Origin of the sequence: Neotabrizicola sp. VNH66 (genome assembly GCF_049445895.1) — a bacterium.
Lineage (GTDB): Bacteria > Pseudomonadota > Alphaproteobacteria > Rhodobacterales > Rhodobacteraceae > Pseudogemmobacter.
Map to the genome: position 1 here is coordinate 104,660 of NZ_JBMSDW010000009.1, position 24,005 is coordinate 128,664.

At 66.1% G+C, this 24,005-nt stretch carries 21 protein-coding genes; 3 read left to right on the top strand and 18 right to left on the bottom strand.

The genetic code is table 11. From position 1 onward, the window contains the following. Positions 1 to 34: 34 nt before the first annotated feature. Positions 35 to 1,375, bottom strand: coding sequence for a TRAP transporter large permease (locus tag ACO2Q5_RS14350; protein ID WP_423292198.1), 1,341 nt, complete (start codon positions 1,373 to 1,375; stop codon positions 35 to 37). Further along, positions 1,375 to 1,881, bottom strand: a complete 507-nt coding sequence (locus ACO2Q5_RS14355) for a TRAP transporter small permease subunit (RefSeq protein ID WP_423292200.1) — start codon at positions 1,879 to 1,881, stop codon at positions 1,375 to 1,377. The genes ACO2Q5_RS14350 and ACO2Q5_RS14355 overlap by 1 nt, the downstream gene beginning before the upstream one ends. Positions 1,882 to 2,074: 193 nt before the next feature. On the opposite strand from ACO2Q5_RS14355, the gene ACO2Q5_RS14360 reads away from it, so the two are divergent. Further along, on the top strand, positions 2,075 to 2,953 hold the full coding sequence (locus ACO2Q5_RS14360) for a MurR/RpiR family transcriptional regulator (RefSeq protein ID WP_423292202.1): 879 nt from the start codon (positions 2,075 to 2,077) through the stop codon (positions 2,951 to 2,953). A 9-nt stretch (positions 2,954 to 2,962) separates the two neighbouring features. On the opposite strand, the gene ACO2Q5_RS14365 is transcribed toward ACO2Q5_RS14360, so the two are convergent. From ACO2Q5_RS14365 to ACO2Q5_RS14380, 4 genes are all read right to left on the bottom strand, one after another. Next, positions 2,963 to 3,841, bottom strand: a complete 879-nt coding sequence (locus ACO2Q5_RS14365) for a DMT family transporter (protein WP_423292204.1) — start codon at positions 3,839 to 3,841, stop codon at positions 2,963 to 2,965. A gap of 83 nt (positions 3,842 to 3,924) precedes the next feature. Next, positions 3,925 to 5,499 (bottom strand): 2-isopropylmalate synthase, encoded by a 1,575-nt coding sequence (locus ACO2Q5_RS14370; protein ID WP_423292206.1) that lies wholly within the window; start codon positions 5,497 to 5,499, stop codon positions 3,925 to 3,927. Between the two features lie 348 nt (positions 5,500 to 5,847). After that, complete coding sequence (locus ACO2Q5_RS14375) at positions 5,848 to 7,227, bottom strand: L-serine ammonia-lyase (protein WP_423292208.1); 1,380 nt, start codon at positions 7,225 to 7,227, stop codon at positions 5,848 to 5,850. A gap of 114 nt (positions 7,228 to 7,341) precedes the next feature. Then, complete coding sequence (locus tag ACO2Q5_RS14380; protein WP_423292210.1) at positions 7,342 to 7,995, bottom strand: glutathione S-transferase family protein; 654 nt, start codon at positions 7,993 to 7,995, stop codon at positions 7,342 to 7,344. Between the two features lie 181 nt (positions 7,996 to 8,176). On the opposite strand from ACO2Q5_RS14380, the gene rpiA reads away from it, so the two are divergent. Beyond that, the gene (rpiA, locus tag ACO2Q5_RS14385; protein WP_423292212.1) at positions 8,177 to 8,962 is read left to right on the top strand and encodes a ribose-5-phosphate isomerase RpiA; all 786 of its coding nucleotides are present in this window, start codon (positions 8,177 to 8,179) and stop codon (positions 8,960 to 8,962) included. A 20-nt stretch (positions 8,963 to 8,982) separates the two neighbouring features. On the opposite strand, the gene ACO2Q5_RS14390 is transcribed toward rpiA, so the two are convergent. The 11 genes from ACO2Q5_RS14390 to ACO2Q5_RS14440 form a co-directional block, all read right to left on the bottom strand. After that, complete coding sequence (locus tag ACO2Q5_RS14390; protein WP_423292214.1) at positions 8,983 to 10,236, bottom strand: glycerate kinase type-2 family protein; 1,254 nt, start codon at positions 10,234 to 10,236, stop codon at positions 8,983 to 8,985. Positions 10,237 to 10,252: 16 nt separating this feature from the next. Beyond that, positions 10,253 to 11,251 carry a LacI family DNA-binding transcriptional regulator gene (locus ACO2Q5_RS14395; protein WP_423292216.1) on the bottom strand — a complete coding sequence of 333 codons (999 nt, stop codon included), beginning with the start codon at positions 11,249 to 11,251 and terminating at the stop codon, positions 10,253 to 10,255. Positions 11,252 to 11,254: 3 nt separating this feature from the next. Next, the gene (locus ACO2Q5_RS14400; RefSeq protein ID WP_423292218.1) at positions 11,255 to 12,424 is read right to left on the bottom strand and encodes a dihydrodipicolinate synthase family protein; all 1,170 of its coding nucleotides are present in this window, start codon (positions 12,422 to 12,424) and stop codon (positions 11,255 to 11,257) included. 150 nt (positions 12,425 to 12,574) lie between these two features. Next, entirely contained in the window at positions 12,575 to 12,895 is a 321-nt protein-coding gene (locus ACO2Q5_RS14405) for a Dabb family protein (protein WP_423292220.1), read from the bottom strand. Further along, complete coding sequence (locus ACO2Q5_RS14410; RefSeq protein WP_423292222.1) at positions 12,892 to 14,487, bottom strand: GMC family oxidoreductase; 1,596 nt, start codon at positions 14,485 to 14,487, stop codon at positions 12,892 to 12,894. The genes ACO2Q5_RS14405 and ACO2Q5_RS14410 overlap by 4 nt, the downstream gene beginning before the upstream one ends. A gap of 107 nt (positions 14,488 to 14,594) precedes the next feature. Then, on the bottom strand, positions 14,595 to 15,341 hold the full coding sequence (locus ACO2Q5_RS14415) for a 3-ketoacyl-ACP reductase (protein WP_423292224.1): 747 nt from the start codon (positions 15,339 to 15,341) through the stop codon (positions 14,595 to 14,597). Then, positions 15,338 to 16,831, bottom strand: a complete 1,494-nt coding sequence (locus ACO2Q5_RS14420) for an FAD-dependent oxidoreductase (RefSeq protein WP_423292226.1) — start codon at positions 16,829 to 16,831, stop codon at positions 15,338 to 15,340. The genes ACO2Q5_RS14415 and ACO2Q5_RS14420 overlap by 4 nt, the downstream gene beginning before the upstream one ends. Further along, positions 16,828 to 17,940 (bottom strand): ABC transporter ATP-binding protein, encoded by a 1,113-nt coding sequence (locus tag ACO2Q5_RS14425; protein WP_423292228.1) that lies wholly within the window; start codon positions 17,938 to 17,940, stop codon positions 16,828 to 16,830. Before ACO2Q5_RS14425 ends, ACO2Q5_RS14420 begins: the two co-directional genes overlap by 4 nt. 4 nt (positions 17,941 to 17,944) lie before the next feature. Beyond that, positions 17,945 to 18,823 carry a carbohydrate ABC transporter permease gene (locus tag ACO2Q5_RS14430; RefSeq protein WP_423292230.1) on the bottom strand — a complete coding sequence of 293 codons (879 nt, stop codon included), beginning with the start codon at positions 18,821 to 18,823 and terminating at the stop codon, positions 17,945 to 17,947. Then, positions 18,823 to 19,716: a carbohydrate ABC transporter permease gene (locus ACO2Q5_RS14435; protein WP_423292232.1), complete on the bottom strand. Its 894-nt coding sequence runs from the start codon at positions 19,714 to 19,716 to the stop codon at positions 18,823 to 18,825. Before ACO2Q5_RS14435 ends, ACO2Q5_RS14430 begins: the two co-directional genes overlap by 1 nt. A gap of 114 nt (positions 19,717 to 19,830) precedes the next feature. After that, positions 19,831 to 21,084: an ABC transporter substrate-binding protein gene (locus tag ACO2Q5_RS14440; protein ID WP_423292234.1), complete on the bottom strand. Its 1,254-nt coding sequence runs from the start codon at positions 21,082 to 21,084 to the stop codon at positions 19,831 to 19,833. A gap of 300 nt (positions 21,085 to 21,384) precedes the next feature. On the opposite strand from ACO2Q5_RS14440, the gene ACO2Q5_RS14445 reads away from it, so the two are divergent. Then, positions 21,385 to 22,350: a LacI family DNA-binding transcriptional regulator gene (locus ACO2Q5_RS14445; RefSeq protein WP_423292312.1), complete on the top strand. Its 966-nt coding sequence runs from the start codon at positions 21,385 to 21,387 to the stop codon at positions 22,348 to 22,350. 137 nt (positions 22,351 to 22,487) lie between these two features. Here the strand turns inward: ACO2Q5_RS14445 and ACO2Q5_RS14450 are convergent, their stop codons facing one another. Next, complete coding sequence (locus ACO2Q5_RS14450; protein WP_423292236.1) at positions 22,488 to 24,005, bottom strand: aldehyde dehydrogenase family protein; 1,518 nt, start codon at positions 24,003 to 24,005, stop codon at positions 22,488 to 22,490.

Below are 24,005 nucleotides of genomic sequence, written 5' to 3' on the forward strand. Positions count from 1 at the left end.
GGCAGTTCATCTGCCCCTCCGGGATTGTTGGAACTCAGGGTCCGTAGACCAGATGCGGCAGCCACAGCGCGATGTCCGGGAAGGCCATGACGATCACCAGCGTGATCAGCATCAGCCCCACGATCGGCACGATGGAGCGGTAGATGTCGGCCAAGGACACATGGTCCGGCGCCATGGCCCGCATCAGGAACAGGTTATAGCCGAAGGGCGGCGTGATATAGGCGATCTGGCAGGTGATCGTATAAAGAACGCCATACCAGATCAGCGCATCCTGCGGCGGCATGCCAAGGTCCAGCTTGGCCACCAACGGCACATAAAGCGGCGCCACGATCACCAGCATGGCGGTATCGTCCAGAAACATGCCCATGATCAGGAAGGACACTTGCATCAGGATCAGGATGGTCCAGGGCGACAGGCCAAGGTCCTGCAGGAACAGGTCTTCGATGGCGCGGACGGCGCCCAGGCCGTCGAACACCGCGCCAAAGGCCAGCGCGGCAAGGATGATCCACATGAACATGCAGCTGACGCCAAGGGTCTGCACCATGCAGCTGTCGAACACCTTGCGGGTCATCCGGCCGCGGACCACCGCCACCAGCGTGGCAATCCCCGCGCCCACGGCCGAGGCCTCGACGAGGCTGGTATAGCCATAGATGAACGGCCCCATCATGGCCGCAAAGATGCCAAGGGGCAGCAGCCCCGCCACGATCAGGCGCTGCGCCTCGCCCGGGGCCAGTGCGCGCTCTTCCTTGGGCAGGGCCGGGCCGAGCGCCGGGTTCCGCGCGGTGCGGATGACGATGTAAAGGACGAAGATACCCGCCATCAGCAGGCCCGGGAACACGCCCGCCAGCCACAATTGCCCCACCGGCTGCCGCGCGATCATCGCATAAAGCACAAGGACAACCGAGGGCGGGATCAGAATCCCAAGGCTGGACCCCCCCTGAATGACCCCGGTGATCATCACCTTGTCATAGCCGCGCTTCAGCATCTCGGGCAGGGCAATCGTGGCACCAATGGCCAGACCCGCCACAGACAGCCCGTTCATGGCTGAGATCAGCACCATCAGGAAGATCGTCCCGATGGCCAGCCCGCCCGGCACCGGACCGAACATGACGTGGAACAGCCGGTAAAGGTCATCGGCCATGCGGGTTTCCGACATGACGTAACCCATCCACACGAACATGGGCAGCGTCAGCATCGGATACCAGTTCATCAGCTTGATCGCGCTGGTGAAGGGAATGGCACTGCCGCCGGTGCCCCACAGCGCCAGCCCCGCCACCGCGGCGACGCAGCCGATGACGGCAAAGACCCGTTGGCCTGTCAGCAGAAGCAGCACCATGCCGCCGAACATGACAAGGGCGATATATTCGTAAGGCATCAGATGTCCTCGCCCCGCAGGCGGGCAATGTCGCGGATCAGAAAGGCGATGGATTGCAGGATCATCAGACCCACGCCCAGACAGATGACGATCTTGATCGGCGCCATATAGGGCCGCCACGCGCTGCGCGACCGCTCACCCGTTTCCAGCGCGTAGATCAGGCTGTCGATCCCGCCGTAGAGGACCGCACCGAGAAAGAAGATCATGGCGAAGACGGTCACGCTGTCCACCGCGGCCTGCCGCAGGGGCGACCAGCGGCCATAGAGCAGATCCATCCGCACATTGGCGCCCAGTTGCAGCGAATAGGCGCCGCCCAGCACGAAATAGGCGACCATGGTGAATTGCGCCATTTCCTGCGCCCAAAGCGGCGGGCGGAAGAAGGCCTTGGCGATGATCGACCACAGCAGCACGCCCGCAAGGACGAACAGCAGATACATGGCCATCCGGCCGATGCGGTAATTCAGCGCCTCGACGATGCGGACGAAGAGAACGGCGGCGCGGGGCATCAGACGGTCCTCTGGGGGCGAAGTCCGATGCGCGAAAACCGCGCGCCACAGGGCGCGTGGACCGGGAAGGCCATGGTTCGAGTCGTCTCCCTGTTTTTTCCAAGGGTTCTCCGTCCGCCCCGGTTCTGTCAAGAATTTTCCGGAGGACGAATCGCTGTTACAAATGTTTCTGTTTGGGGAGAGGAGCCGCAGCATGGATCAGCCCGCCCCGATCGAACACCGCATGCGCGCCGCGCTTGGCGATCTGACCCGGGCGGAGCGGCAGGCGGCCACGCATATCCTGTCTCATTTTCCGATGTCGGCACTGGGGTCGATCACCACGCTGGCGCGCGCGGCCGAGGTGTCCTCGCCCACCATCGTGCGGCTGGTGCAGAAGCTGGGTTTCCGCGGCTGGTCGGACTACCAGACCGCGCTGCGGGCCGAGGTGGAGCGGCTGCTGGTCGCCCCCCTGACCCTGCCCGAAGGTGCGCGCGAGCCGCAGGCCCATCCTTTGCAGGCCTTTGCGGCGCAGGTGGTGGGGAATATCGAGGCGACGCTCGGCCAGATTCCCGCGCGCGATTTCAACGGTGCCGCGGCATTACTGGCCGATCCGGCGCGGCGGGTGGCGGTGATGGGCGGGCGGCTGACCCATGCCCATGCGGATTACATGGCCACGCTCTTGCGGGTGATCCGGCCTGAGGTGGGGTTTCTGGCGGACCATCTGACAGACTGGCAGCAGGCGCTTCTGGACCTGCGGGCGGGGGATGTGGTGGTGATCTTCGACATCCGCCGCTACGAATCCAACGCGGTGCATTTCGCCGAGATTGCCGCGGGGCAGGGGGCCGAGGTCATCGTGATCACCGACCGATGGCTGTCTCCGGCGGCGGCCCATGCCCGCCACAGCCTGCCCTGCCATGTGGAGATGCCCGCGGCCTGGGATTCCACCGCCGCCCTTCTGGTGGTGGTCGAGGCGCTGCTGGCACAGGTGCAGGGCCTTCTGGCCGAGGAGGTGCAGGACCGGCTGAACCGGCTGGAGGATCTGTTCGCCCGAACCCGCGTCTTTCGTGCGCCGCGGATGACGGCCAAGCCCTAGCGGCGGGCCCTAGCGCAGCGCGGGCCGCGCCCGCCGCGCGCCCGCCACAGCATTCAGCGCGATGGCCGAGACGATCACCGCTCCGCCGGTCAGGGTGGCCGGGCTGGCGGTTTCGCCCATCACCGCCCAGACCCAGATCGGGGCCAGAATGACCTCGCCCTGCGACAGCAGGGTCGCTTCGGCGGCCGAAAGGGTCCGGCTGCCGATGGTGTAAAGGATCATCCCGCCCGCCAGCAGGACGGTTCCCATTGCCATGGAGATGGCAATATCCGCGGCCGGGGGCACGGCATCCTCGCCGCTGATGCCCAGCATCAGCGCCGCCGCGATCAGTGCGAACAGGCTGCCCAAGAACGAGACCGGCATCGTCTGGGCCACTCGGCCCGCCCGCAGCGCTACGGTAAAGGTGGCAAAGCCCGCGGCCGAGCACAAAGCCGCGATATTTCCCGCCATCGCCCCGCCGGACAGTCCGTCCCGCACCATCAGGAACACCCCGCAGGCGGCCAGCGCGATGGCCGCGCGGGTGGCGGGGCGCACCGGCTCGTTCAGCAAAAGCCGGGCCAGAACCGCGGCGATCAATGGCGAGGCCGAGAACAGGAACACGGCATTGGCGATTGTGGTGGTCTGGAACGCAAAGATCGCCCCGCCGAAGGCCGCCACCAGCGCCAGCCCGCCCAGGATGCCCCAGCGTCCGGTGGCCCGGATCTGCCGCAAGGGATGCCCGCCCGAGGCCATGACGATCCAAAGCCCCAGCACCGGCAAGGTGCCAAGCGAGCGCCAGAACAGCACCGCCCATGTCCCCGCCTCCTCGATCTGGCGGATGACAAGACCGTTCAGCGACCAGAGGACCGCGGCGGAGACACAGAGCAGGACGGACAGGCGATATGACATGGCCGCGACGCTATTGCCGCGGCCATGATCCTGCTGTTCCGAAAGCGACGGCCCGGCCCGGGCCGGTGTCGCCGCCAGAGAGGCTATTCGCCGTGATAGGTGATGGTCTTCACGTCATCGTTCGGCGCGGTCTTCTGCCGCCGCACGATCAGCCGGTTCAGCGCGTTGATATAGGCCTTGGTCGAAGCGACGATCGTGTCGGTATCGGCCGAGCTGCCGGTGACCAGCCGCCCGTCTTCCTCCAGCCGGACCGAGACGGTCGCCTGCGCATCGGTGCCTTCGGTCACGGCGGCCACCTGATAGACCTGCAGCCGCGCCTTGTGCGGGAACAGCATCTTCACGCAGTTGAAGGCCGCATCCACCGGCCCGTCGCCGGTGGCGTCGATATGATGGTCCACCCCGTCGATGGTGAGGATCATGTCGGCTTCCTGCGGGCCTTCGGTGCCGCAGACCACCCGCAGCTTCTTCAGCTGCAGATGTTCATGCGCATCATTGGTCTGCTCATCCGCGACCAAGGCCAGCAGGTCCTCGTCATAGACCTCTTTCTTGCGGTCGGCCAAAGCCTTGAACCGCACGAAGACGTCGTTCAGCTGGTTGTCGGCCAGCTCATAGCCCAGCTCCTTCAGCTTGGACCGCAGGGCGGCGCGGCCCGAATGCTTGCCCATGGCGATGTTCTTCTCATTCAGCCCGATATCGGCGGGCTTCATGATTTCGAAGGTTTCGACATTCTTCAGCACGCCATCCTGATGGATGCCGGATTCGTGCAGAAAGGCGTTCTTGCCGACGATGGCCTTGTTCGGCTGGACGACGAAGCCCGAGACGGTGGAAACCCGGCGCGACAGATGCATGATCTTGGTCGTGTCAATCTGGGTGCGGTAGGGCAGAATGTCGTTCCTGACCCGCAGCGCCATCACCACCTCTTCCAGCGCGGTATTGCCGGCGCGTTCGCCCAACCCGTTGATCGTGCATTCGATCTGCCGCGCGCCGGCCTCGACAGCCGCCAGAGAGTTGGCCGTCGCCATGCCCAGATCGTTGTGGCAATGGGTGGCGAAGGTGATCTTGTCGGCGCCCGGCACCCGCTCCAGCAGCATGGCGATCAGCTTGGCGGATTCAAAGGGGTAGGTGTAGCCCACGGTATCGGGAATGTTGATCGTGGTCGCACCGGCCTTGATGGCGATTTCCACGACCCGGCACAGGTAATCATGCTCGGTCCGGGTGGCATCCATCGGCGACCACTGCACATTGTCGCAGAGGTTGCGCGCATGGGTCACCGTCTCATGGATCCGCTCGGCCATTTCGTCCATGGTCAGGTTCGGAATGGCGCGGTGCAGCGGCGAGGTGCCGATGAAGGTGTGGATGCGCGGGGATTTCGCGTGTTTCACCGCCTCCCAGCAGCGGTCGATGTCCTTGAAATTCGCCCGCGCCAGCCCGCAGATGGTGGAGTTCTTCGAGCGTCTGGCGATCTCGGACACGGCGGCGAAATCGCCTTCGCTGGCGATGGGGAAGCCCGCCTCGATGATGTCCACGCCCATCTCGTCCAGGAGGCCGGCGATCTCCAGCTTTTCCTCATGGGTCATGGTGGCGCCGGGCGATTGCTCGCCGTCGCGCAGAGTGGTGTCGAAAATCAGAACGCGGGGTTGGTCGGCAGTCTGTGCCATAGCGTAAATTCCTGTCTCAGCTTTGCTTTGAGGGCTCGGGCGCTGGTCACCTCTGAGCGGTCGCGCCCTAGGGCACGCTCAGAGGCGGCTAAGAAGCAGGAGGCCAAGGGGAGACACCCGGGCGGGGTGCCCGGCATGGATGGCAGCACTGATCTGCGGTCCCTTGCTCATGCCCCATGGGTTACACGATGGGCGGCGGGGCTGCCAAGGGCTTTCTGATCCGGCCTCGCGGTTTTTGCGGGCCGCTGCCGCGGGGCACCGCCCGAGGCGGTTCGCCGCAAGGCGAGAGCCGAGGCAAAAGCACTGCGGCCGCCCCCTTCGGCGGCCGCGCCTTGCAATAAGCCCAGTTCAGCAGTTCGGAACGTTGACCGCCAGCCCGCCCAGACTGGTTTCCTTGTATTTCTCGTGCATGTCATGGCCGGTCTGGCGCATCGTTTCGATACAGGCGTCCAGGCTGACCAGATGCTTGCCGTCCCCGCGCAGGGACAGGGACGCGGCCGAGACCGCCTTGATCGCGCCCAGCCCGTTCCGTTCGATGCAGGGCACCTGAACCAGCCCCTTCACCGGGTCGCAAGTCATGCCAAGGTGGTGTTCCAGCGCGATTTCCGCGGCATTCTCCACCTGTTCCACCGTGCCCCCCATCACCGCACACAGCCCCGCCGCCGCCATGGCCGCGGCGGAACCTACCTCGGCCTGACAGCCGCATTCCGCGCCCGAGATGCTGGCATTGTGCTTGCACAGCCCGCCGATGGCCGAGGCGGTCAGCAGAAATTCCCCCACGCGCGACGGCGTGGCGCCCGGCACATGGTCCAGCCAGTAGCGGATGACGGCGGGCACCACGCCCGCCGCGCCATTGGTGGGCGCGGTGACGACCTGCCCGCCGGCGGCATTTTCCTCGTTCACCGCCATGGCATAAAGGCTCATCCAGTCGTTGATCGTATGGGGCGCGACAAGGTTCAGCCCGCGTTCGGCCATCAGCGCATCATGGATGCCCTTGGCCCGCCGCCGCACCTTCAGTCCGCCGGGCAGGATGCCGGTGCCCGCCATGCCGCGGTCGATGCAGGCATTCATCACCTCCCAGATCCGGGCCATGCCGCGGTCCAGTTCGGGGGCGGTGCGGAAGCGCAGCTCGTTCTGCCGCTTCATCGCGGCGACCGACAGGCCGGAGGCCGCGGCCATTTCCAGCATCTCGGCCGCGGTTTCAAACGGATAGGGCACGTCGGCCCGCGCCTTGGCCTTGCCGCCCGACACCTCGGCCAGTTCGCCCGCGGTCAGCACGAAGCCGCCGCCGATGGAGTAATAGGTTTCCTCCAGGATCACGTCGCCCTGCGCGTCGGTGGCTTTCAGCACCATGCCATTGGCATGGCCGGGCAAAGCGGGGCCGTAATCGAAGGCCAGATCCTTCGCCGGATCGAAGGCCAGCGGGGGCAGCCCGGGCGGGGTTACACGATGCGTTTCCCGGATCGTGGCCAGCGCGGCCTCGGCCTTGTCATTGTCATAGCTCTCCGGTTCGAACCCGGCGAGGCCGAGGATCGTGGCGCGGTCGGTCGCATGACCGACCCCGGTAAAGGCCAGCGATCCGTGCAGCGACCCCTTCACCCCGTGAAAATGAAAGGGCGAGGCGCGCAGCAGGTCCAGAAACCGGGCCGCGGCCACCATCGGCCCCATCGTATGGCTGGAGGAGGGGCCGATCCCCACCTTGAACATGTCGAAGACGGAAAGGAACATACGCGCTTCCTGTTTGGCTGGCCGCAGGATGCGGCGGATTGCGGCGGCGGACAGGGCGGAAAGCGACATCCGGCAGGGGCGCTGCGGCCTTGTATGCCTGCCATGCGCTTCCGCTCAGCAATCCCCGCTCGGATCGGTGAAGGCAAACTTGCCCAAGCCCTCTTCCCGGGCGATCCGCTGCATTTCCGGCAGGGCCTCGGTCGCGCGGCCAAGCGCCTCGATCGCGGGAAAGGCAGACAGGGTGAACCAGCGGACATTGCCTTCGGTGCAGATGGTGGCCCAGCGGGCCAGGATCAGCATGTAGCTGGTCAGCACCCCCCCGGGCGGGAACAGCGCCGGATTGCGCCGTGCCGCCTCATCCAGATGGGTAAGGCTGATCAGGAACCGCCCGGCGGCCAGCGTCACCTGGCCTGCTTCGGTGTCTGGCGGGCCATAGCGTTCGGGATAGATCAGCTGGCGCAGGTCGGCATGCACCGTATTCGACAGGTAGAACAGCCATTTGAGAAAAGCCGTCCGTCCCGGTTCGGCCGGTCCGGGGCACAGCCCGTGCTTTTCCGCAAGCCATAGCAGAATCGCCCCGGTTTCCGACACAGGGCCGTCCGGGGTCTCCAGCACCGGCAGGCTGCCGGTCGGGTTCAATGTCAACAGTCGGGCAGACCTTGGCCCCGCCAGCGTATGCTGGCGCGTTGTCAACGCCACGCCTGCAACAGCAGCGACGAGACGAACCACGGTACCGGAACTGTCACGCGCGCTGTGAAGGGTCAGCATCACACACTCCTTCGCGGGCCAGCATGACGCAATTCGCGGGGAGTGTCTCGCCCCTTTTCCGGGTGCGCGTCCGGAAATTTTCCTGCGGGCAGGCTGGCCTGCCACGGGGCTGGGTTCCCTCTCGCCCTTGGCGGCGCTTTGCGCTAAGCGGATCAGGAGACCTGTGCAAGGAGTGCCCGCCATGCCCGCCGATCTGAACCCCATCGACAAGGCTAAGTTCGTCGCCGCCCGCCGCGCGGTGGATTACGTCGAGGATGGCATGAAGCTGGGCCTCGGCACCGGATCGACCGCGGCCTGGATGGTGCGCTGTCTGGCCGAACGGATGAAGGAAGAGGGGCTGCGGGTTCTGGGCGTGCCGACCAGCCGCCGCACGGCCGAACTGGCCGCGAGCCTGGGGATTCCTGTCCACTCGCTGGATGAGGTGAAATGGCTGGACCTGACCATTGACGGCGCCGATGAATTCGACCCGAACCTGAACCTGATCAAGGGCGGCGGCGCGGCGCTTTTGCAGGAAAAGATCGTCGCGACCGCCAGCGACCAGATGATCGTGATTGCCGATGCCGCCAAGGAAGTGGCGCAGCTGGGCGCCTTCCCGCTGCCGGTGGAAGTGATTCCCTTCGGCTGGCAGACCACCAAGGCGCTGGTCGAGGAAACGCTGGTCAGCATGGATGTTCTGGGCCGCGACGTGACGCTGCGCATGAACGGCGACAAGCCTTTGGTGACGGATGAGGCGAATTATATTCTTGACCTTCATCTCAACCGGATCGGCAATGCGCGGCAGCTGGCGCTGGTGCTGAACCAGATTCCGGGTGTGGTGGAGAACGGGCTGTTCATCGACATCTGCGATATCGTGGTGATCGGCCATTCCGACGGCCGGGTCTCGGTGCGCGACATCAACACCGGCCGGGTGGAGGATGAGCGGATCGAATTCGCGCCGACCGACAATATCTTCGCCGATCTGGACTGAACCCGTCCGCTCCCAGCGCCTTACAGGATCAGCACCGCCCGGAAGTCGTTGACATTGGTCAGCGTCGGGCCGGGCACGACCTGCGCCTTCACCGCGGCAAAGAAGCTGTGCGCATCGTTGCGGGCCAGTGCTGCGGCGGGGTCGACTCCGGCCTTTTGCGCAAGGGTCAGGATATCGGGGCCGAAGACCGCGCCCGCCACCTCGGCCGCGCCATCCACGCCGTCGGTGTCGCAGGCCAGAGCATGGATGCCCGGCGCCCCGTTCAGGGCCAGCGCAAGGGCCAGACAGAATTCCGCATTCGGCCCGCCGATCCCGTCGCCGCGGCGGGTCACCGTCAACTCCCCCCCCGACAGAAGCAGCACGGGCGGGCTGCCCGGCGCCTTGGCGGCCTTCACGTCCAGCGCCATCGCGGCCTGCGCGGCAGCCACCTCGCGCGCCTCGCCCTCCAGTGCGTCGCCCAGAAGGCGCACTTCACACCCTGCCGCCTGCGCCAGTTCCGCCGCGGCCGCCAGCGATTGGGCGGGGGCGGCGTAAAGCACGTTTTCCACCTGCGACAGGCGCGGATCGCCGGGCGGGATCACCCCGGTCGGGCGGTTCAGCGCGGCGGAGATGCTGGCGGGCACCGCGACCTGCCACCGCTCCAGCGCGCCCCGCGCCTCCGCCGCGGTGGAGGCATCGCCCACCGTGGGGCCTGAGCCGATGAAGGCCGGATCGTCGCCCGGCACGTCCGAGATCATCAGCGACAGCATCCGTGCGGGATGGGCGGCGGCGGCCAGCTGCCCACCCTTCACCCGGCTCAGGTGCTTGCGCACCGTATTCATCCGGTCGATCGGCGCGCCGGAGGCCAGAAGCGCGGCATTCACCGCCCTCTTCTCTTCCAGCGTCACGCCTTCGGCGGGGGCGATCAGCAGGGCGGAGGCCCCGCCCGAGATCAGCGCCAGCACGAAATCGCCTTCACCCAGACCCTCCAGCAGCGCCAGCATCCGCGCGGTCGCCTCCAGCCCGGCCTGGTCCGGCACCGGATGGGCGGCCTCGACAATCTCGATCCCCTGACAGGGGCGGCCATAGCCGTAGCGGGTGATGACCAGCCCCTCACACGGGCCCCATTCGGCCTCGACCGCTTCGGCCATGCGGGCGCTGGCCTTGCCTGCGCCGATGACGACCACCCGCCCGGCGGGTTTGGGCGGCAGATGGGCCGCAAGGGAACGCATCGGATCGGCCACCTCGACCGCACGGTCGAAGAGGGAAAGCAGCAGGGTTTTCGGATCGGTCATCTCTGGGCGGGTCTTGTCATGGGCAGGACGACGCGCGGAGGATCAGATCCACCGGCGTCAGGGTTTCAGCCGGGGGGGGCTCCTCCTCCTCCAGCCAGCGAAGCAGCGTGCCTGCCATCCGCCGCCCGAAGGCCGCAATGTCGCAGCGCACGGAAGACAGGGCAGGATAGGCCTCGGCACATTCCTCGATATCGTCGAAGCCCACAATGCGGAAATCGGGGCCGACCCTGCGCCCGATCTGCGCGCAGCCTGACAACAGGCCAAGCGCAGTCAGATCGTTGAAGCACAAAGCCGCATCCGCCCCCGCCGCGGCCAGCCGTCCCGCCGCCTCGCGCCCGAAGGCGCGTCCGGGACGCCCGGGCAGCACCATCGGCGGCAGCCCCGCCTCTTCCAGCGCGCGCAGATAGCCGGACATGCGGATATGCGTGACGGCCCGCCCCTCCAGCCCGCCGGCAAAGGCGATGCGGCGCGCGCCTGCCTCGATCAGATGACGGGTGGCCAGATGGCTGCCCGCGGCATAATCCGGCGCGGCAAAGGGAAAGGTCGCGGTGTCCGTCACCGCCCGGCGCAGCACCTGCACCGTGGGAATGGCGGCGCGGGCGATGGTGGCGAAGGTCTCTTCCTCATCGCCGTAAGCGGGCGAGACCATCAGCGCCGACACCCCGTGTTCCAGCATGGCGCCGATCACCTGCCGCTGCAGCCGGGGGTCTTCGTCGGTATTGGCCAGCACCGTGGCATAGCCGCGCGCCGACAGCGCCATCTGCACCGAGGTGGCGAATTCGGTGAAGAACGGGTTCCTCAGATCGTTGATTACCAGCCCGATCAGCCCGGCATTGGCGCTGCGCAGATTGGCGGCGGACCGGTTATAGACATAGCCCAGATCGGCCATGGCCCGCCGCACCTCCTCGCGCGTTTCTTCGCGCACGAGGGGGCTTTGCTGCAACACAAGGCTGACGGTCGATTTCGACACGCCGGCCCGGCGCGCCACATCGATGATCGTCGGCCTGCGGTCCATCGTCTATCCCTGTTCAATCCCGTGCATCTGGCACAGAAGTTTCATCCGCGCCACTGCCAGATCGGGCTGGCTCAGCAGCCCGGCCTGATCGGCCAGCCGGAACACCTGCGCGTAATGGCTGATGTCGCGCGATGACTGGAACCCGGCAGGCATGATGAAATGCCGTTGCGATCCGTTGAGCCACGCAAGGAAGGCGATCCCGGCCTTGTAGAACCGCGTCGGCGCACGGAAAATCTCGCGGCTCAGCGGTACGGTCGGCGCCAGAAGCCGGTGGTAGGTGGCGCTGTCGCCCTGCGCCAGGGCCTCCAGCGCCTGGCTGGCGGCGGGGGCAATGGCCGCGAAGATGCCGAGGAGGGCGTGAGAGTAATGCGTCCCGTCGCCTTCGATCAGCGGCGCATAGTTGAAATCATCGCCGGTATAAAGCCGTACGCCTGCGGGCAGACGGGCGCGGAACGCCTCTTCATGCGCCTGATCCAGAAGGGAAATCTTGATCCCGTCCACCTTGGCCGGGTTTTCCGCGATCAAGGACAGCACGAAATCCGACGCCTCTTCGACGGAAGGACAGCCCCAGTAACCCGCCAGCGCCGGATCAAACATCTCACCCAGCCAGTGCAGGATCACCGGCTGCGCGGCACCGTCGATCAGGCGGCGATAGACGAAGCGGTAATCCTCGGGCGTGGCGCCGATGGCGGGCAGCGCCTTGGTCGCCATCAGGATCACCTGTGATCCCGCGGCCTCCAGCGCCTCGACCTGTTCCTCATAGGCGGCAAGGATGGCGTCGCGGGTGGTCAGCGCCGACAGCGGGTGCTGGTCGGTGCCCGCGCCGCTGGCGACCCGGGGCTTCAGCGGATGGGCACGGGCGGCGGCCATGGTGCGTTCGGCCAGGTCCTTCGCGGTGGGCCAGTCCACCCCCATGCCGCGCTGCGCGGTGTCCATCGCCTCGGCCAGGCCGACGCCCTGATCCCACAACCCCTGTCGGAAGGCCAGCGTTGCCTCCCAGTCCACGGCGGGGCGGGTGTCCCAGGGGTTCCGTTCGCGCAGCGGATCGGACACTACATGCGCGGCGGCAAAGGCAGTGCGGGTCAGCGCCACCTGCGGCGCCCGCGGGATCAGCGGCGTGCCGGTCAGGCGGTAGGATTCAAGGCGGGCGTCGGGCGTGGGCAGGGTCAGCATGGGCGGGCTCCGGTCACAGGGCAGGGCGGTGCAGGAAGGGCAGGGTGCGGCTCCGCTGTCCTGAGCCCTTCCTCTTGACAGAAATACTCCACGGGGAGGTCCGGAGGGGTGTGAAACCCCTCCGGGGGCGGGCAAGGGCGTACGGCCGGGTCATGCGGCACCGCCGCAGGGCAGATCAAACACAAGGATGCCGTCCAGCCCGCCCACAGCCGCCGCCACCAGCGCGGCACCCAAGCGGCGGTGGTCGGGGTGGGTCTGATAGGCCTCCAGCGCGTCCCAATCGGCGAAATCCACCGTGAAGCCGTGCATGTAGCCGCGTTCAATCTGTTCGGGGCTCTCGCTGCGCCCGGAATGGATGGCGCCGATGCCGGGTACTTTTGCGGCAATCCCGGGCAGTTCGGCGAACAGCGCCGCGATCCGCTCTTCGGGGATTTCAGGGCGGAAGCGGATCAGGACGATGTGGCGGATCATGCGGCACCTTTCATGGCATGGGCGGCTTTGATCAGATCGGCGGCCTTTTCCGCGATCATGATCGTGGGCGCATTGGTGTTCGACGACACGAGCGTCGGCATGACCGAGGCATCGGCCACCCGCAGCCCCTCGATCCCGTTGAACCGCAGCTGCGGGTCCAGCACCGCCTCGGGGTCGCTGCCCATCCGGCAGGTGCCCGCGGGGTGATGGTCGGTCTTGGCCGTGCGGACGGCATAGTCGAAATACTCCTGATCCGTTCGCACCTTGGGCCCGGGCAGCCGTTCGGCCAGCACGAAGGGTTTCAGCGCCTCCTGCGCCATCATCTCCTGCGCGAGCTTCAGACCCCGGATCGACATTTCCCGGTCATAGGGGTCTTCCCAATAGTTCGGGTCGATCAGCGGCGCGGCCTTCGGATCGGCACTGGCCAGCCGCACCGTGCCGCGCGACCGCGGGCGCAGATAGGCCGAGTTCAGCGTGACGCCACCGTTCGGCATCGCATCCACCCCCGCCTCGATCCCGGAGCCGAGGCCAAGGTGGAACTGGATGTCCGGGCTGCGCGCCGCCGGGTCGGCATACCAGAAACCGCCGGTTTCAAAGAGGGAACTGGCCACCGGCCCCTTGCGCGTGAGCAGGTATTGCAGCCCCGCCACCGCCGACCACAGGGGTTTGGCGTAGCGGTCATAGGTATGCGGGCCGGTGCATTCGGCGATGACGAACAGGTCCACATGGTCTTGCAGATTGGCCCCCACGCCCGGCTGATCGCAGACGACGGGGATGCCCAGTCCGCGCAGATGGTCCGCCGGGCCGATCCCCGAAAGTTGCAGCAGACGGGGTGAGCCGATGGCGCCGGAGGCCAGCACCACCTCGCGGCTGGCGCGGATCACGCCTTCGGGCAGCTGCACCCCGACGGCGCGGCCCTTTTCGACCACGATCCGCAGCACCTGCGCCCCGGTCCGCACCGTCAGGTTCGCCCGCTTCTCCGCCGGGCGCAGATAGGCCACCGCGGTCGAGGAGCGGCGGACATGTTTTTGCGTCAGCTGGTAATAGCCCACGCCGTCCTGAACCTCGCCCGTCATGTCCATGTTGCGGGGAATGCCCATCTGGGCGCCCGCGCGGAACCATGCCTCGCAGATCGGCAGCGGGGCCGAGGGCTGCGAGACGCCCAGAGGGCCGCCTTTGCCGTGCCAGCGGTTGTCGAAGGTGTCGTTGTCCTCGGCCTTGCGGAAATACGGGAGCACGTCTTCGTAAGACCACCCGGGGCAGCCCATCTGCCGCCATTCGTCATAATCCAGCGCATTGCCGCGGGTGTAGATCTGCGCGTTGATCGAGGATCCGCCGCCGATCACTCGCGCCTGCGTATAACGCAGCACCCGGTTGCCCATATGGCGCTGCGGCACCGTCTCCCACCCCCAGGAGCCGATGCCCTTGGTCATTTTCGCGAATCCCGCGGGCAGGTGATAGAACGGGTGGCGGTCGCGGCCCCCGGCCTCCAAGAGCAGCACCTTCGCATCCGGGTCTTCGGACAGCCGCGCGGCCAGCACTGCCCCGGCCGATCCGCCGCCCACAATGATGAAATCGTAACCTTCGGTCATCTCGTCCTCGTTCTGTCAGCGGTGGCGCCGCGCGGATTGGCGGCGCCTCCCCTCCCCCTTGTGGGGAGGGGCCGGGGGTGGGGGGCGTGCGGGCGGCAGTGCATGGGCTACAGCCGCGGGATGGAGAGGCCGCCGTCCACGGGGATGGTGGCGCCGGTGGCGAATGGCATCTGGCCGGTGGCCAAGGGGATCACGGTCTGGCCGATGTCCGAAGGCTCGCCCCAGCGGGCGGCGGGGACAAGGCCGCCTTCGATGCGGGCGGTGTATTTGTCGCGCACCCCTGCGGTCATCGGCGTGGCGATGATGCCGGGGCGCAGCTCATACACTCCGATCCCTTCGGGTGCCAGACGCAGGGCGAAGTTCTGCACCATCATCGCCGCCCCCGCCTTTGAGATGCAGTATTCCGTGCGTTCGGGGCTGGCCATGGTGGCGGAAACCGAGGTGACGAAGATCAGGCTGCGGTAGGTGGGCGTCCGCCGCCGCAGCATGCGCCGCGCCGCCTCCTGCGCCAGAAAGAAGGTGCCGCGCAGGTTGACCGCCATGCAGCGGTCAAAGCTCTCGGCTGCCATCTCCAGCAGATCGCCGCGCACCATGGCGGGCACCCCGGCGTTCGACACCAGCGTCGTGATCTCTCCCGCCGCGTCCAGCAGGGCGGCGGCCTCTTCGATCCGGGTCAGGTCATGGCGCAGATAGCGGGTGCCCACGGGTAGCCGGGTCAACGCATCCTGCACCGTCGCCGCGTCTTCCGGCTGTTCGGCGGCCAGCGTCAGGCGAAAGCCCGCGCCCGCCAGCGCCAGCGCGATGCCAAGGCCGATGCCCTGCTGCCCCCCGGTGATCAGCGCATGGGGCGTCATGTCAGATGCCTTTCGGTGATGTGCTGCCCGGCCCGCAGGGCCAGAGCGGCAATGGTCAGTGAGGGGTTCACCGCGGCCGAGGTCGGCAGGACCGAGGCATCGCAGATATAAAGGTTATCAAGGTCATGGGCGCGAAGGTCCGGCGTCACCACACTGGCGGCCGGGTCCAGCCCCATCCGGGCGGTGCCGCATTGATGGCTGGGGGTGTGCTTTTCAAATGCCTTAGACAGCGCCACCGGCCAGCCCGCCCGCCGCAAAGCCGCCTTCAGCTTCTTGATCAAAAGCTGATGGGCGGTCCAGTTGGAACGTTCCCATTGCAGGACAATTTTATCACCGCGCAGGGTGACACGGCTGCTGGCCTTGGGCAGGTCTTCGGACATGGCCAGAAGATGCACCGAATGATCGGCGATCCAGCGCGCCACCGGCAGCGGCAACCCGCTTTCGCCCGCCAGAATCTGCCCGGTGATCCGGCCCAGCATCTGGACATTGCCCAAGGGCTCCCCTCCCGGGCCGCCGGTCAGATACCAGTCGTTCAGCTGGATGGTCTTTTCATAAACCGTGTCATTCCGGCGGAAGGGCGAAATGCCGATCACCGCCGAAAGGTTGTGGTTCATGAAATTGCGCCCCACCTGATCCGAGCGGTTGGCCAGCCCGTTCGGATGCCCCTCCGCGGTGGAGGCCAGGAGCAGCGCGGACGACACCACGGCCCCCGCGCACAGCGCGACCAGCGGCGCCGACAGAATTTCCTGCCGCCCGTTGCGGGTCAGCGCCACGCCGGTCAGCCGCCGTCCTTCGGCCAGCAGGCGGATCACCCGCGCGCCGGTCATCAGGGTGACGTTCGGATGTTCCAGCGCCCGGGCCAGCGCGCAGGTCTCGGCATCCATCTTGCCGCCGCGGGTGTTGGGGAAGGCGTCCCAGGTGGTGGCGCCGCCCTTCAGCCACAGATCCAGATCGACGCCAAGCGGCAGTGGGCCGGGGTGCAGCCCCTGCGCGGCCAGACGCTGGCGCAGGAAAGCGATCTCCGGCTCATCCGGGACGGGGGGGAAAGGGTAGGGGGCGGAATGAAACGGCTCGGTCGGGTCATGGTCCAGCGCGCCGCGGACGTTATACAGCGCCTCGGCCGCGGAATAGTAACGTTCCAAATCGTCGTAGCCGATGGGCCAGCCCGGCGTTGTGCCCTCGATATGCCGCAGCGGCGCGAAATCCTCGGCCCGGTAGCGCATCAGGACGGCGCCGTAGAATTTGGAATTGCCGCCGGGGTGGTAGTAATTGCCGGGGTTGAATTCCTCTCCCCCGGCGTCCAGCCACATCTCATCGGGGCGGTAATGCCCGCGGCCAAAGATTGCCGCGGGATCGCGCGCCTCGGGGCTGTCCTCCAGCCGCTCACCCCGTTCAAGGATCAGGATGCGGCGGCCCGAAGGGGCAAGGGCGGCGGCCAAGGTGGCCCCGCCGATGCCCGACCCGATGATGATGACATCCGGTCCGGTCATGCCAGAATGCGCTCTTCGGTCTTGGGGTCGAAGGCCACGGCTTTCTCCATGTTCACGGCAAAGCCGAAGCGCTGCCCCGCATGCACGGCGGCATCGGCCCGCATCCGCGCGATCACATCCTTGCCCGACAGCGTCATGGTCACGAAAGTGTCGGCGCCTGCGGGTTCCGTCACCGTGACCAGATTGGTCAGCGGCTGGATATTGGCCGAGTTGCGGTCCGCTCCTTCGGGATCGGTGATCGCCTCGGGGCGGATGCCCAGAAGGATGTCTTTCCCGGCCCATGCGGTCAGGTTCTGCTGACCGAAGGCCAGCCGCACGGGCGCGCCATCGGCATCGGTGATTTCCGCAAAGGAGCGGCCGTCCTGCACCACCACCTTTGCGGGCAGAATGTTCATCGCCGGGCTGCCCATGAAGGTGGCCACAAAGACATTGGCGGGCGTGTCGTAGATTTCCTTCGGCGTGCCCAGCTGCTGGACAAAGCCCTTGTTCATCACAGCGATGCGGGTCGACAGGGTCATCGCCTCGATCTGGTCGTGGGTCACATAGACGATGGTCGTCTTCAGCTTGTGGTGCAGCTTCTTGATCTCGGTCCGCATGTCGACGCGCAGTTTCGCGTCAAGGTTGGACAAAGGCTCGTCGAACAGGAACACGTCGGGATCACGGACCAAAGCCCGGCCCATGGCCACGCGCTGCCGCTGCCCGCCGGACAGCTGGCCGGGTTTGCGGTCCAGAAGATGGTCGATCTGGAGAAGTTTCGAGACCGAGGCCAGCGCCTTGTCGCGTTCCGGCTTCGGCACGCCGTGCATTTCCAGCCCGAAGGTGATGTTCTGGCCCACGGTCATGTTGGGGTAAAGCGCATAGCTCTGGAACACCATGGCGATGTTGCGCTTGGACGGGTGGACGCCGTTCACCACCCGGTTCTTGATGGCGATTTCCCCGCCCGAGATCCCCTCCAGCCCGGCGATCATGTTCAGAAGCGTGGATTTCCCGCAGCCCGAGGGGCCGACGAGGACGAGAAACTCCCCCTCCTCGACGGCGATATCGACGCGGTGCAGCACCTGGACGGCGCCATAGGATTTGGTGACGTTGCGGATGTCGAGAAAGCCCATGGCTTCAGCCTTTCACAGAGCCCGCCATCAGACCGCGCACGAAGTAGCGGCCCGCGACGATGTAGACGATCAGGGTGGGGATGGCGGCAAGGATCGCACCGGCAAAGTGCACGTTGTATTCCTTAACGCCGGTCGAGGATTGCACAAGGTTGTTCAGCGCCACCGTCATCGGCTGGTTGACCCCGCCGAAAGACGCGCCGAACAGGAAGTCGTTCCAGATGTTGGTGAACTGCCAGATGACCGAGACGACCGCGATGGGGCCGGACACCGGCAGCAGGATGCGCCAGAAGATGCGGAAGAAGCCCGCGCCGTCCATCTGCGCCGCCCGGACCAGCTCGGTCGGGAAGGCAGCATAGTAGTTGCGGAAGTAAAGCGTGGTGAAACCGATCCCGTAGACCACATGGACAAGGATCAGCCCCGGGATCGACCCGGCCAGCCCCAGCTTGCCCAGAACCATCGCCATCGGGATCAGCACGATCTGGAACGGGATGAAGCAGGAAAACAGCATCAGGCCAAAGACCCAGGTGTCGCCGCGGAACCGCCATTTGGTCAGCACATAACCGTTCAGCGCGCCGACGATGGTGGAAATCGTGACGGCGGGCACCACCATCAGGATCGAGTTCAGGAAATAGGGCTTCAGACCCGTCGGCTCCACCCCGATCTGTGCGGTGGACCAGGCGCTGGCCCAGGGGGCGAAGGTCCATTCCTGCGGCAGGGCCATCATGTTGCCGCCGGTGATCTCGGCCAGGGGTTTCACCGAATTCACCGCCATCACATAGAGCGGCAACAGGTAGAACAGGGCAAAGACGATCAGGACGACATAGATGAAGACCCGGGTGATGCTGCCCGTGCGGACGGCGGTGTCTTGCGTCACGGCGGACATCACTTCTTCTCCTTCAGCTCGGCATAAAGGTAGGGGACCATGATTGCCGCCACGGTCATCAGCATGATCACGGCAGAGCTTGCGCCGATGCCCACCTGGTTCCTTGTGAAGGTGTAGGAATACATGAAGGTGGCGGGCATTTCCGTGGACCGGCCCGGCCCGCCCCCGGTCAGCGCGACCACAAGGTCATAGCTCTTGATCGCAAGGTGGAAGAGGATGACGAAGGCCGACAGAAAGGCCGGGCGCAACAGCGGAATGACGATCCGGCGATAGAGCTGCCAGTTCGAGGCGCCGTCGATCTGGGCGGCCTTCAGCATCTCGTTATCAATGCCGCGCAGGCCGGCCAGAAACATGGCCATCACAAAACCCGAGGTCTGCCAGACCGCTGCGATGACGATCGTATAGATCGCCATGTTGTTGTCCTTGATCCAGGTGAATGAGAACGAGGTCCAACCCCATTGGTGCATGACGTTTTCAAGCCCGATGCCCGGGTCAAGGAACCATTTCCACGCGGTTCCCGTCACGATGAACGACAGCGCCATCGGGTAAAGGTAGATCGGCCGCAGCATCCCTTCGCCCCGGATCTTCTGATCCAGAAAGATCGCCAGCATCAGGCCGATGACGGTGCAGATCACGATGTAAAGCGTGGCGAAGATCGCGATATTCTTGATGGCGATCAGCCAGTGCTGCAGCGCCCAGAGCTTCGTATAGTTCTCGAAGCCCACGAAATCCCATCTGGGCAGCATCTTCGATCCGGTGAAGGACAGGGCGATGGTGAACAGGATGAAGCCGTAGACGAACAGGATCGTCACGGCAAAGGACGGGGCCAGCACCACCTTGGGCAGCCAGTCCTGCAATCTGGTGCGGAAATCCGCAGAAGCGGGTGAAGACATCCCGTTCCCTCCGTCGCGCGCGCGGCGCGGTATGTTGTGCGAGAAATTCGGTCGCGCCACAGCGGGCGCAGGGGACAGGTGAAGGGGCGGGGGTGCCGCCCCTTCATGGGACGTTTATTGCGCGGCAGCGACCGCGTCGGCCAGCGCCTTGGCGGCGGCGGCACCATCGGCATATTCGCCGTTCACGGCAGCGGTGATCACGTCATAGGTGGCGTTCTTCACCGCGGCGGGCGCGGCATGGCCATGGGCCATCGACCCGAAGAGGGTGCCCGCGGTATTGGCCTCGGCCAGATCCTTGATGCCCTTCTTGCCGCAATCGTCAAAGTCGGTGTCCGGCACATCGGTGCGTGCGGGAACCGAACCCTTCACCACGTTGAAGGCCGACTGGAAGGTCGGGCTTTCGATGGCCGAGGCCATGGCGGCCTGCGCGGCCTTCTTCGCATCGCCCTGCACGTTGAACATGGCGAACTGGTCAGAGTTGAAGGTGACGGCGCCCTGCGTGCCCGGGAAGCGGATGCAGACGAAATCGGTGCCCGGCACCTTGCCCGCCTTCAGGAATTCGCCCTTGGCCCAGTCGCCCATGAACTGCATCCCGGCTTCGCCGTTGATGACCATGGCCGAAGCGAGGTTCCAGTCGCGGCCCGAGAAGTTCGGGTCGAAGTAGCTGCGCAGCTTGATCAGCTTGGTGAAGGCATCGGCCATCTTCTCGCCGCCAAGCGCCGCGGGGTCGAGGTCGATGAAGGCCGATTTGTAGAAATCGGTGCCTTCCGCCAGCACCAGCGCGTCGAAGACGGTCGCATCCTGCCAGGGCTGGCCGCCATGGGCGATCGGGGTGATCCCGGCTTCCTTCATCTTGTCCAGAACGGCGACCAGCTCGTCGAAATTGGTGGGTTCGCCCAGGCCGGTGGCATCCAGCGCGGCTTTGTTGATCCAGACCCAGTTGGTCGAGTGGACGTTGACCGGCGCAGCGATCCAGTGGCCGTCATATTTCGAGAAGCGCTGCAGCGCGCCCGGGATCACATTGTCCCAGCCTTCGGCCGCGGCGACCTCGTCAAGGTTGCCAAGCGCGCCTTCCGCGGCCCAGTCCTGAATGTCGAAGCCCAGCATCTGCACGGCGGTCGGCGGGTCGCCTGCGGTGACGCGGGCGCGGAGCGCGGTCATGGCAGCCTCACCGCCGCCACCGGCCACCGGCATGTCCACCCAGCCGATGCCCTTGGAGGCCAGATCTTCTTTCAGAACGTTCAGCGCCGCCGCCTCGCCGCCCGACGTCCACCAGTGCAGCACTTCCACATCCTCGGCCTTGGCCGCGGCCGAAAGCCCAATGGTCAGCGCCATCGCCGAAGCGAAGCCTTTGGTCATCATCTTCATGGTCATCCTCCCAGATGAAACGTCCCGTTCGGGAACGTATTAGTGAAACGTTACAACAAGGGTCCTCGTCAACAGGAATCTTGCCTTGACAGTTTTGCTGCATCGCGGCGATATTGCTGTATCTGCACAGGTGGCCTGCGCTGCAGGCGAAGGTAAAAAAACGATTGTATCGTTGCACATGCCTGTCATAACTTCGGCCCCGGTATCAGCGGAGGGCCGATCCTGAGCGAGAGTTCGACACGACCCGAGCCCCGGGTCCCCGCGCAGGCGGCGGGCCGGCCAAGGGCAACGTTGCGCACCGTGGCGGCCGCCACCGGCCTTGCCGTGACCACGGTTTCCCGTGCGCTGGCCAATGATCCGCGAATCGCCGCCAGCACCCGCGCCCTCGTGGCCGAGGCGGCGGCCAAGCTGGGCTATGTGCCCGACCGGGCCGCACAGCGGCTGCGCACCGGACGCACCAAGGTGGTTCAGCTTCTGCTGAACCTCGACCACGAATTCCTGGGCTTCACCCATGAGCTGATCGGCGGGCTCAGCACGGCTTTGGCCGGGACCGGCTATTCCGTGACGATCTTCCCCGATGTGCTGGCCCATGACCGGATGGCAGCAGTGCGTCAGATCGTGGAAACCCGGCTGGGCGACGGCATCATCTTCAACCGGACCGAGCCGTTCGACCCCCGTGTCCGCTATCTGATGGAACAGGGCTTCCCCTTCGTCTGCCATGGCCGCACCGAATTCACCGTGCCGCATCCCTTCGTGGATTATGACAACGAGACCTTCGCGCGGATCGCGGTCGAGCGGCTGTTGCAGAAGGGCCGGTCGCGGGTGCTGATCGTGCTGCCGCCCGCCCGTTATTCCTTTGCACAGCATCTGCGCTGGGGCGCGGTGGCCGCCGCGCGGGCTGCGGGCATCACCTGCGAGATTCCCGCCGATGTGACGCTGGACACCCCCCCGCAGGAAACCAGCGCCTGGCTGCAGCAACGCCTGATGCAGGGTGACCGGCCGGATGGAATCATCTGCGTGGGTGAAGTGGCCGCCATGGTCGCCATGGCCGCGATCAGCGACAGCGGCCTTGCCATAGGGCGCGACATCGACGTGGTGGCCAAGCGCGCCAGTGGCATCTTCGACATGTTCCGCCCGCGCATCGACACCATGGTCGAGGACCTGCGGCTGGCGGGCCGCGTCATGGGCGAAACCCTGCTGCGGTCGATGGCCGGTGAGGATTCCCGCAATCTGCAGACCCTGCACCGTCCGGTGGTGGAGTTCTGACCCGGCCCGGACAGCCCTGCGCAATCCGCCTTCATTTTCTGTCTGGAAATATCCCGCGGGGTGGTCCGGAGGGGCGCGAAGCCCCTCCGGGGATGCCCCCGGGCAGTCCGACCAGAGAGGAAGACGGGCGGTTGCGGTCATCCCCGGACCCAGTTCGCGCGGCTGCGGCCAATGCGCATGACCACCGATTTCACCTCAAGGAACTCGTCCAGACCGTAGCGGCCGTTTTCGCGGCCCAGACCGGATTGCTTCACGCCGCCGAAGGTGACCTCGGGGAAGCCGTCCATCCAGGTGTTGGTCCAGACGGTGCCCGCCTGCGCCGCGCGGGCGAAGGCAAGGCAGGTGTGGACATTCTCGCTCCACACGCCTGCGGAGAGGCCATAGCTGGCGTTGTTTGCCAGTGCGATCGCCTGATCCAGCGTGCGGAAGGTCAGGACGGAAAGGATGGGGCCGAAGACCTCATCCCGGGCAATCGCCATGTCGGGGGTAACACCGGTCACCACGGTGGGGGCGTAGAAATCGCCGGAAAGGCCGGGGACGGGCAGGGGGGCGCCGCCAAGCGCGACGGTGGCCCCGGCGGCGACGGCTTCCTGCACATAGCCGTGGATCTTGGCCTGATGGGCGGGGGTGACGATGGCGCCGACCTGCGTCGCCTCATCCAGCGGATCGCCGAAGGCCACCTTGCGCGACAGGGCCACCACCTTGGCGGTGAAGGCCTCGGCCACGTCCTCATGCACGATGATGCGGCTGCCTGAATTGCAGCATTCGCCCGCGTTGAAATACACGCCGAAGGTGACGGCATCTGCGGCCGAATCCAGATCAGCGTCGGGGAAGATCACCTGAGGATTCTTGCCGCCCAGTTCCAGCGACACCTTCTTCAGCGTGGCCGAGGCGGCGGCCTGGATGGATTTGCCGACCGCGGTCGATCCGGTGAAGGTGACCATATCCACCTCCGGATGGCTGGCCATCAGCGCGCCCACGGGCTGGCCATAGCCGAGGACGATGTTCACCACGCCTGCCGGAAGCCCGGCTTCGATCAGCAGCTCGCCCAGAATGACAGTGGTGGAAGGGGTCACTTCCGAGGGTTTCACCACGCAGGTGCAGCCCGCGGCCAGCGCGAAGGGGAGTTTCTGGCCCAGAATCCAGAACGGGAAGTTCCACGGCGTGATGATCGACACCACGCCGATCGGTTCCTTCAGTACCATGGCCAGCATGTCGGGGCCAAGGGAGTTATGGCTGTCGCCGTGCAGGGTGCGGGCCTGCGCCGCGGCATAGCGCCAGAGGTCTGCCGCGCCCGCGATCTCACCCCGGGCCTGCGCGATGGGCTTGCCGGTTTCAAGGCATTCCAGCAGGGTCATACGCTCGACATTGGCCTCGATCAGATCGGCGACCTTCAGCAGGACGGTGGCACGGTCCTTGCCGCTGGCCCGGCTCCAGACGCCCGAGTCAAAGGCGGCGCGGGCGGCGGCGATGGCGGCTTCGGTGTCTTCGGCGGTCCCTTTGGCCGAGCGGCTGACCAGCACCCCATGCGCGGGCGAGGCGCGGTCGAAGGTGTCCGTGCTGTCCACCCATTCCCCGCCGATCAGATGGCGGCCGCGGAAAGGCGTGGCGGGAAGGGCGGTGCCGGTGGCGGGGATCAGGGTCAGGTCTTGCAT

Coding starts and splice junctions, on each gene's coding strand:
- ACO2Q5_RS14350 (WP_423292198.1), bottom strand. CDS start 1,375: ATGCCTTACGAATATATCGCCCTTGTCATGTTCGGCGGCATGGTGCTG.
- ACO2Q5_RS14410 (WP_423292222.1), bottom strand. CDS start 14,487: ATGACCGAAGGTTACGATTTCATCATTGTGGGCGGCGGATCGGCCGGG.
- ACO2Q5_RS14390 (WP_423292214.1), bottom strand. CDS start 10,236: ATGACCGATCCGAAAACCCTGCTGCTTTCCCTCTTCGACCGTGCGGTC.
- ACO2Q5_RS14435 (WP_423292232.1), bottom strand. CDS start 19,716: ATGTCTTCACCCGCTTCTGCGGATTTCCGCACCAGATTGCAGGACTGG.
- ACO2Q5_RS14430 (WP_423292230.1), bottom strand. CDS start 18,823: ATGTCCGCCGTGACGCAAGACACCGCCGTCCGCACGGGCAGCATCACC.
- ACO2Q5_RS14450 (WP_423292236.1), bottom strand. CDS start 24,005: ATGCAAGACCTGACCCTGATCCCCGCCACCGGCACCGCCCTTCCCGCC.
- ACO2Q5_RS14405 (WP_423292220.1), bottom strand. CDS start 12,895: ATGATCCGCCACATCGTCCTGATCCGCTTCCGCCCTGAAATCCCCGAA.
- ACO2Q5_RS14400 (WP_423292218.1), bottom strand. CDS start 12,424: ATGCTGACCCTGCCCACGCCCGACGCCCGCCTTGAATCCTACCGCCTG.
- ACO2Q5_RS14370 (WP_423292206.1), bottom strand. CDS start 5,499: ATGGCACAGACTGCCGACCAACCCCGCGTTCTGATTTTCGACACCACT.
- ACO2Q5_RS14365 (WP_423292204.1), bottom strand. CDS start 3,841: ATGTCATATCGCCTGTCCGTCCTGCTCTGTGTCTCCGCCGCGGTCCTC.
- ACO2Q5_RS14425 (WP_423292228.1), bottom strand. CDS start 17,940: ATGGGCTTTCTCGACATCCGCAACGTCACCAAATCCTATGGCGCCGTC.
- ACO2Q5_RS14440 (WP_423292234.1), bottom strand. CDS start 21,084: ATGAAGATGATGACCAAAGGCTTCGCTTCGGCGATGGCGCTGACCATT.
- rpiA (WP_423292212.1), top strand. CDS start 8,177: ATGCCCGCCGATCTGAACCCCATCGACAAGGCTAAGTTCGTCGCCGCC.
- ACO2Q5_RS14360 (WP_423292202.1), top strand. CDS start 2,075: ATGGATCAGCCCGCCCCGATCGAACACCGCATGCGCGCCGCGCTTGGC.
- ACO2Q5_RS14415 (WP_423292224.1), bottom strand. CDS start 15,341: ATGACGCCCCATGCGCTGATCACCGGGGGGCAGCAGGGCATCGGCCTT.
- ACO2Q5_RS14395 (WP_423292216.1), bottom strand. CDS start 11,251: ATGGACCGCAGGCCGACGATCATCGATGTGGCGCGCCGGGCCGGCGTG.
- ACO2Q5_RS14380 (WP_423292210.1), bottom strand. CDS start 7,995: ATGCTGACCCTTCACAGCGCGCGTGACAGTTCCGGTACCGTGGTTCGT.
- ACO2Q5_RS14355 (WP_423292200.1), bottom strand. CDS start 1,881: ATGCCCCGCGCCGCCGTTCTCTTCGTCCGCATCGTCGAGGCGCTGAAT.
- ACO2Q5_RS14375 (WP_423292208.1), bottom strand. CDS start 7,227: ATGTTCCTTTCCGTCTTCGACATGTTCAAGGTGGGGATCGGCCCCTCC.
- ACO2Q5_RS14420 (WP_423292226.1), bottom strand. CDS start 16,831: ATGACCGGACCGGATGTCATCATCATCGGGTCGGGCATCGGCGGGGCC.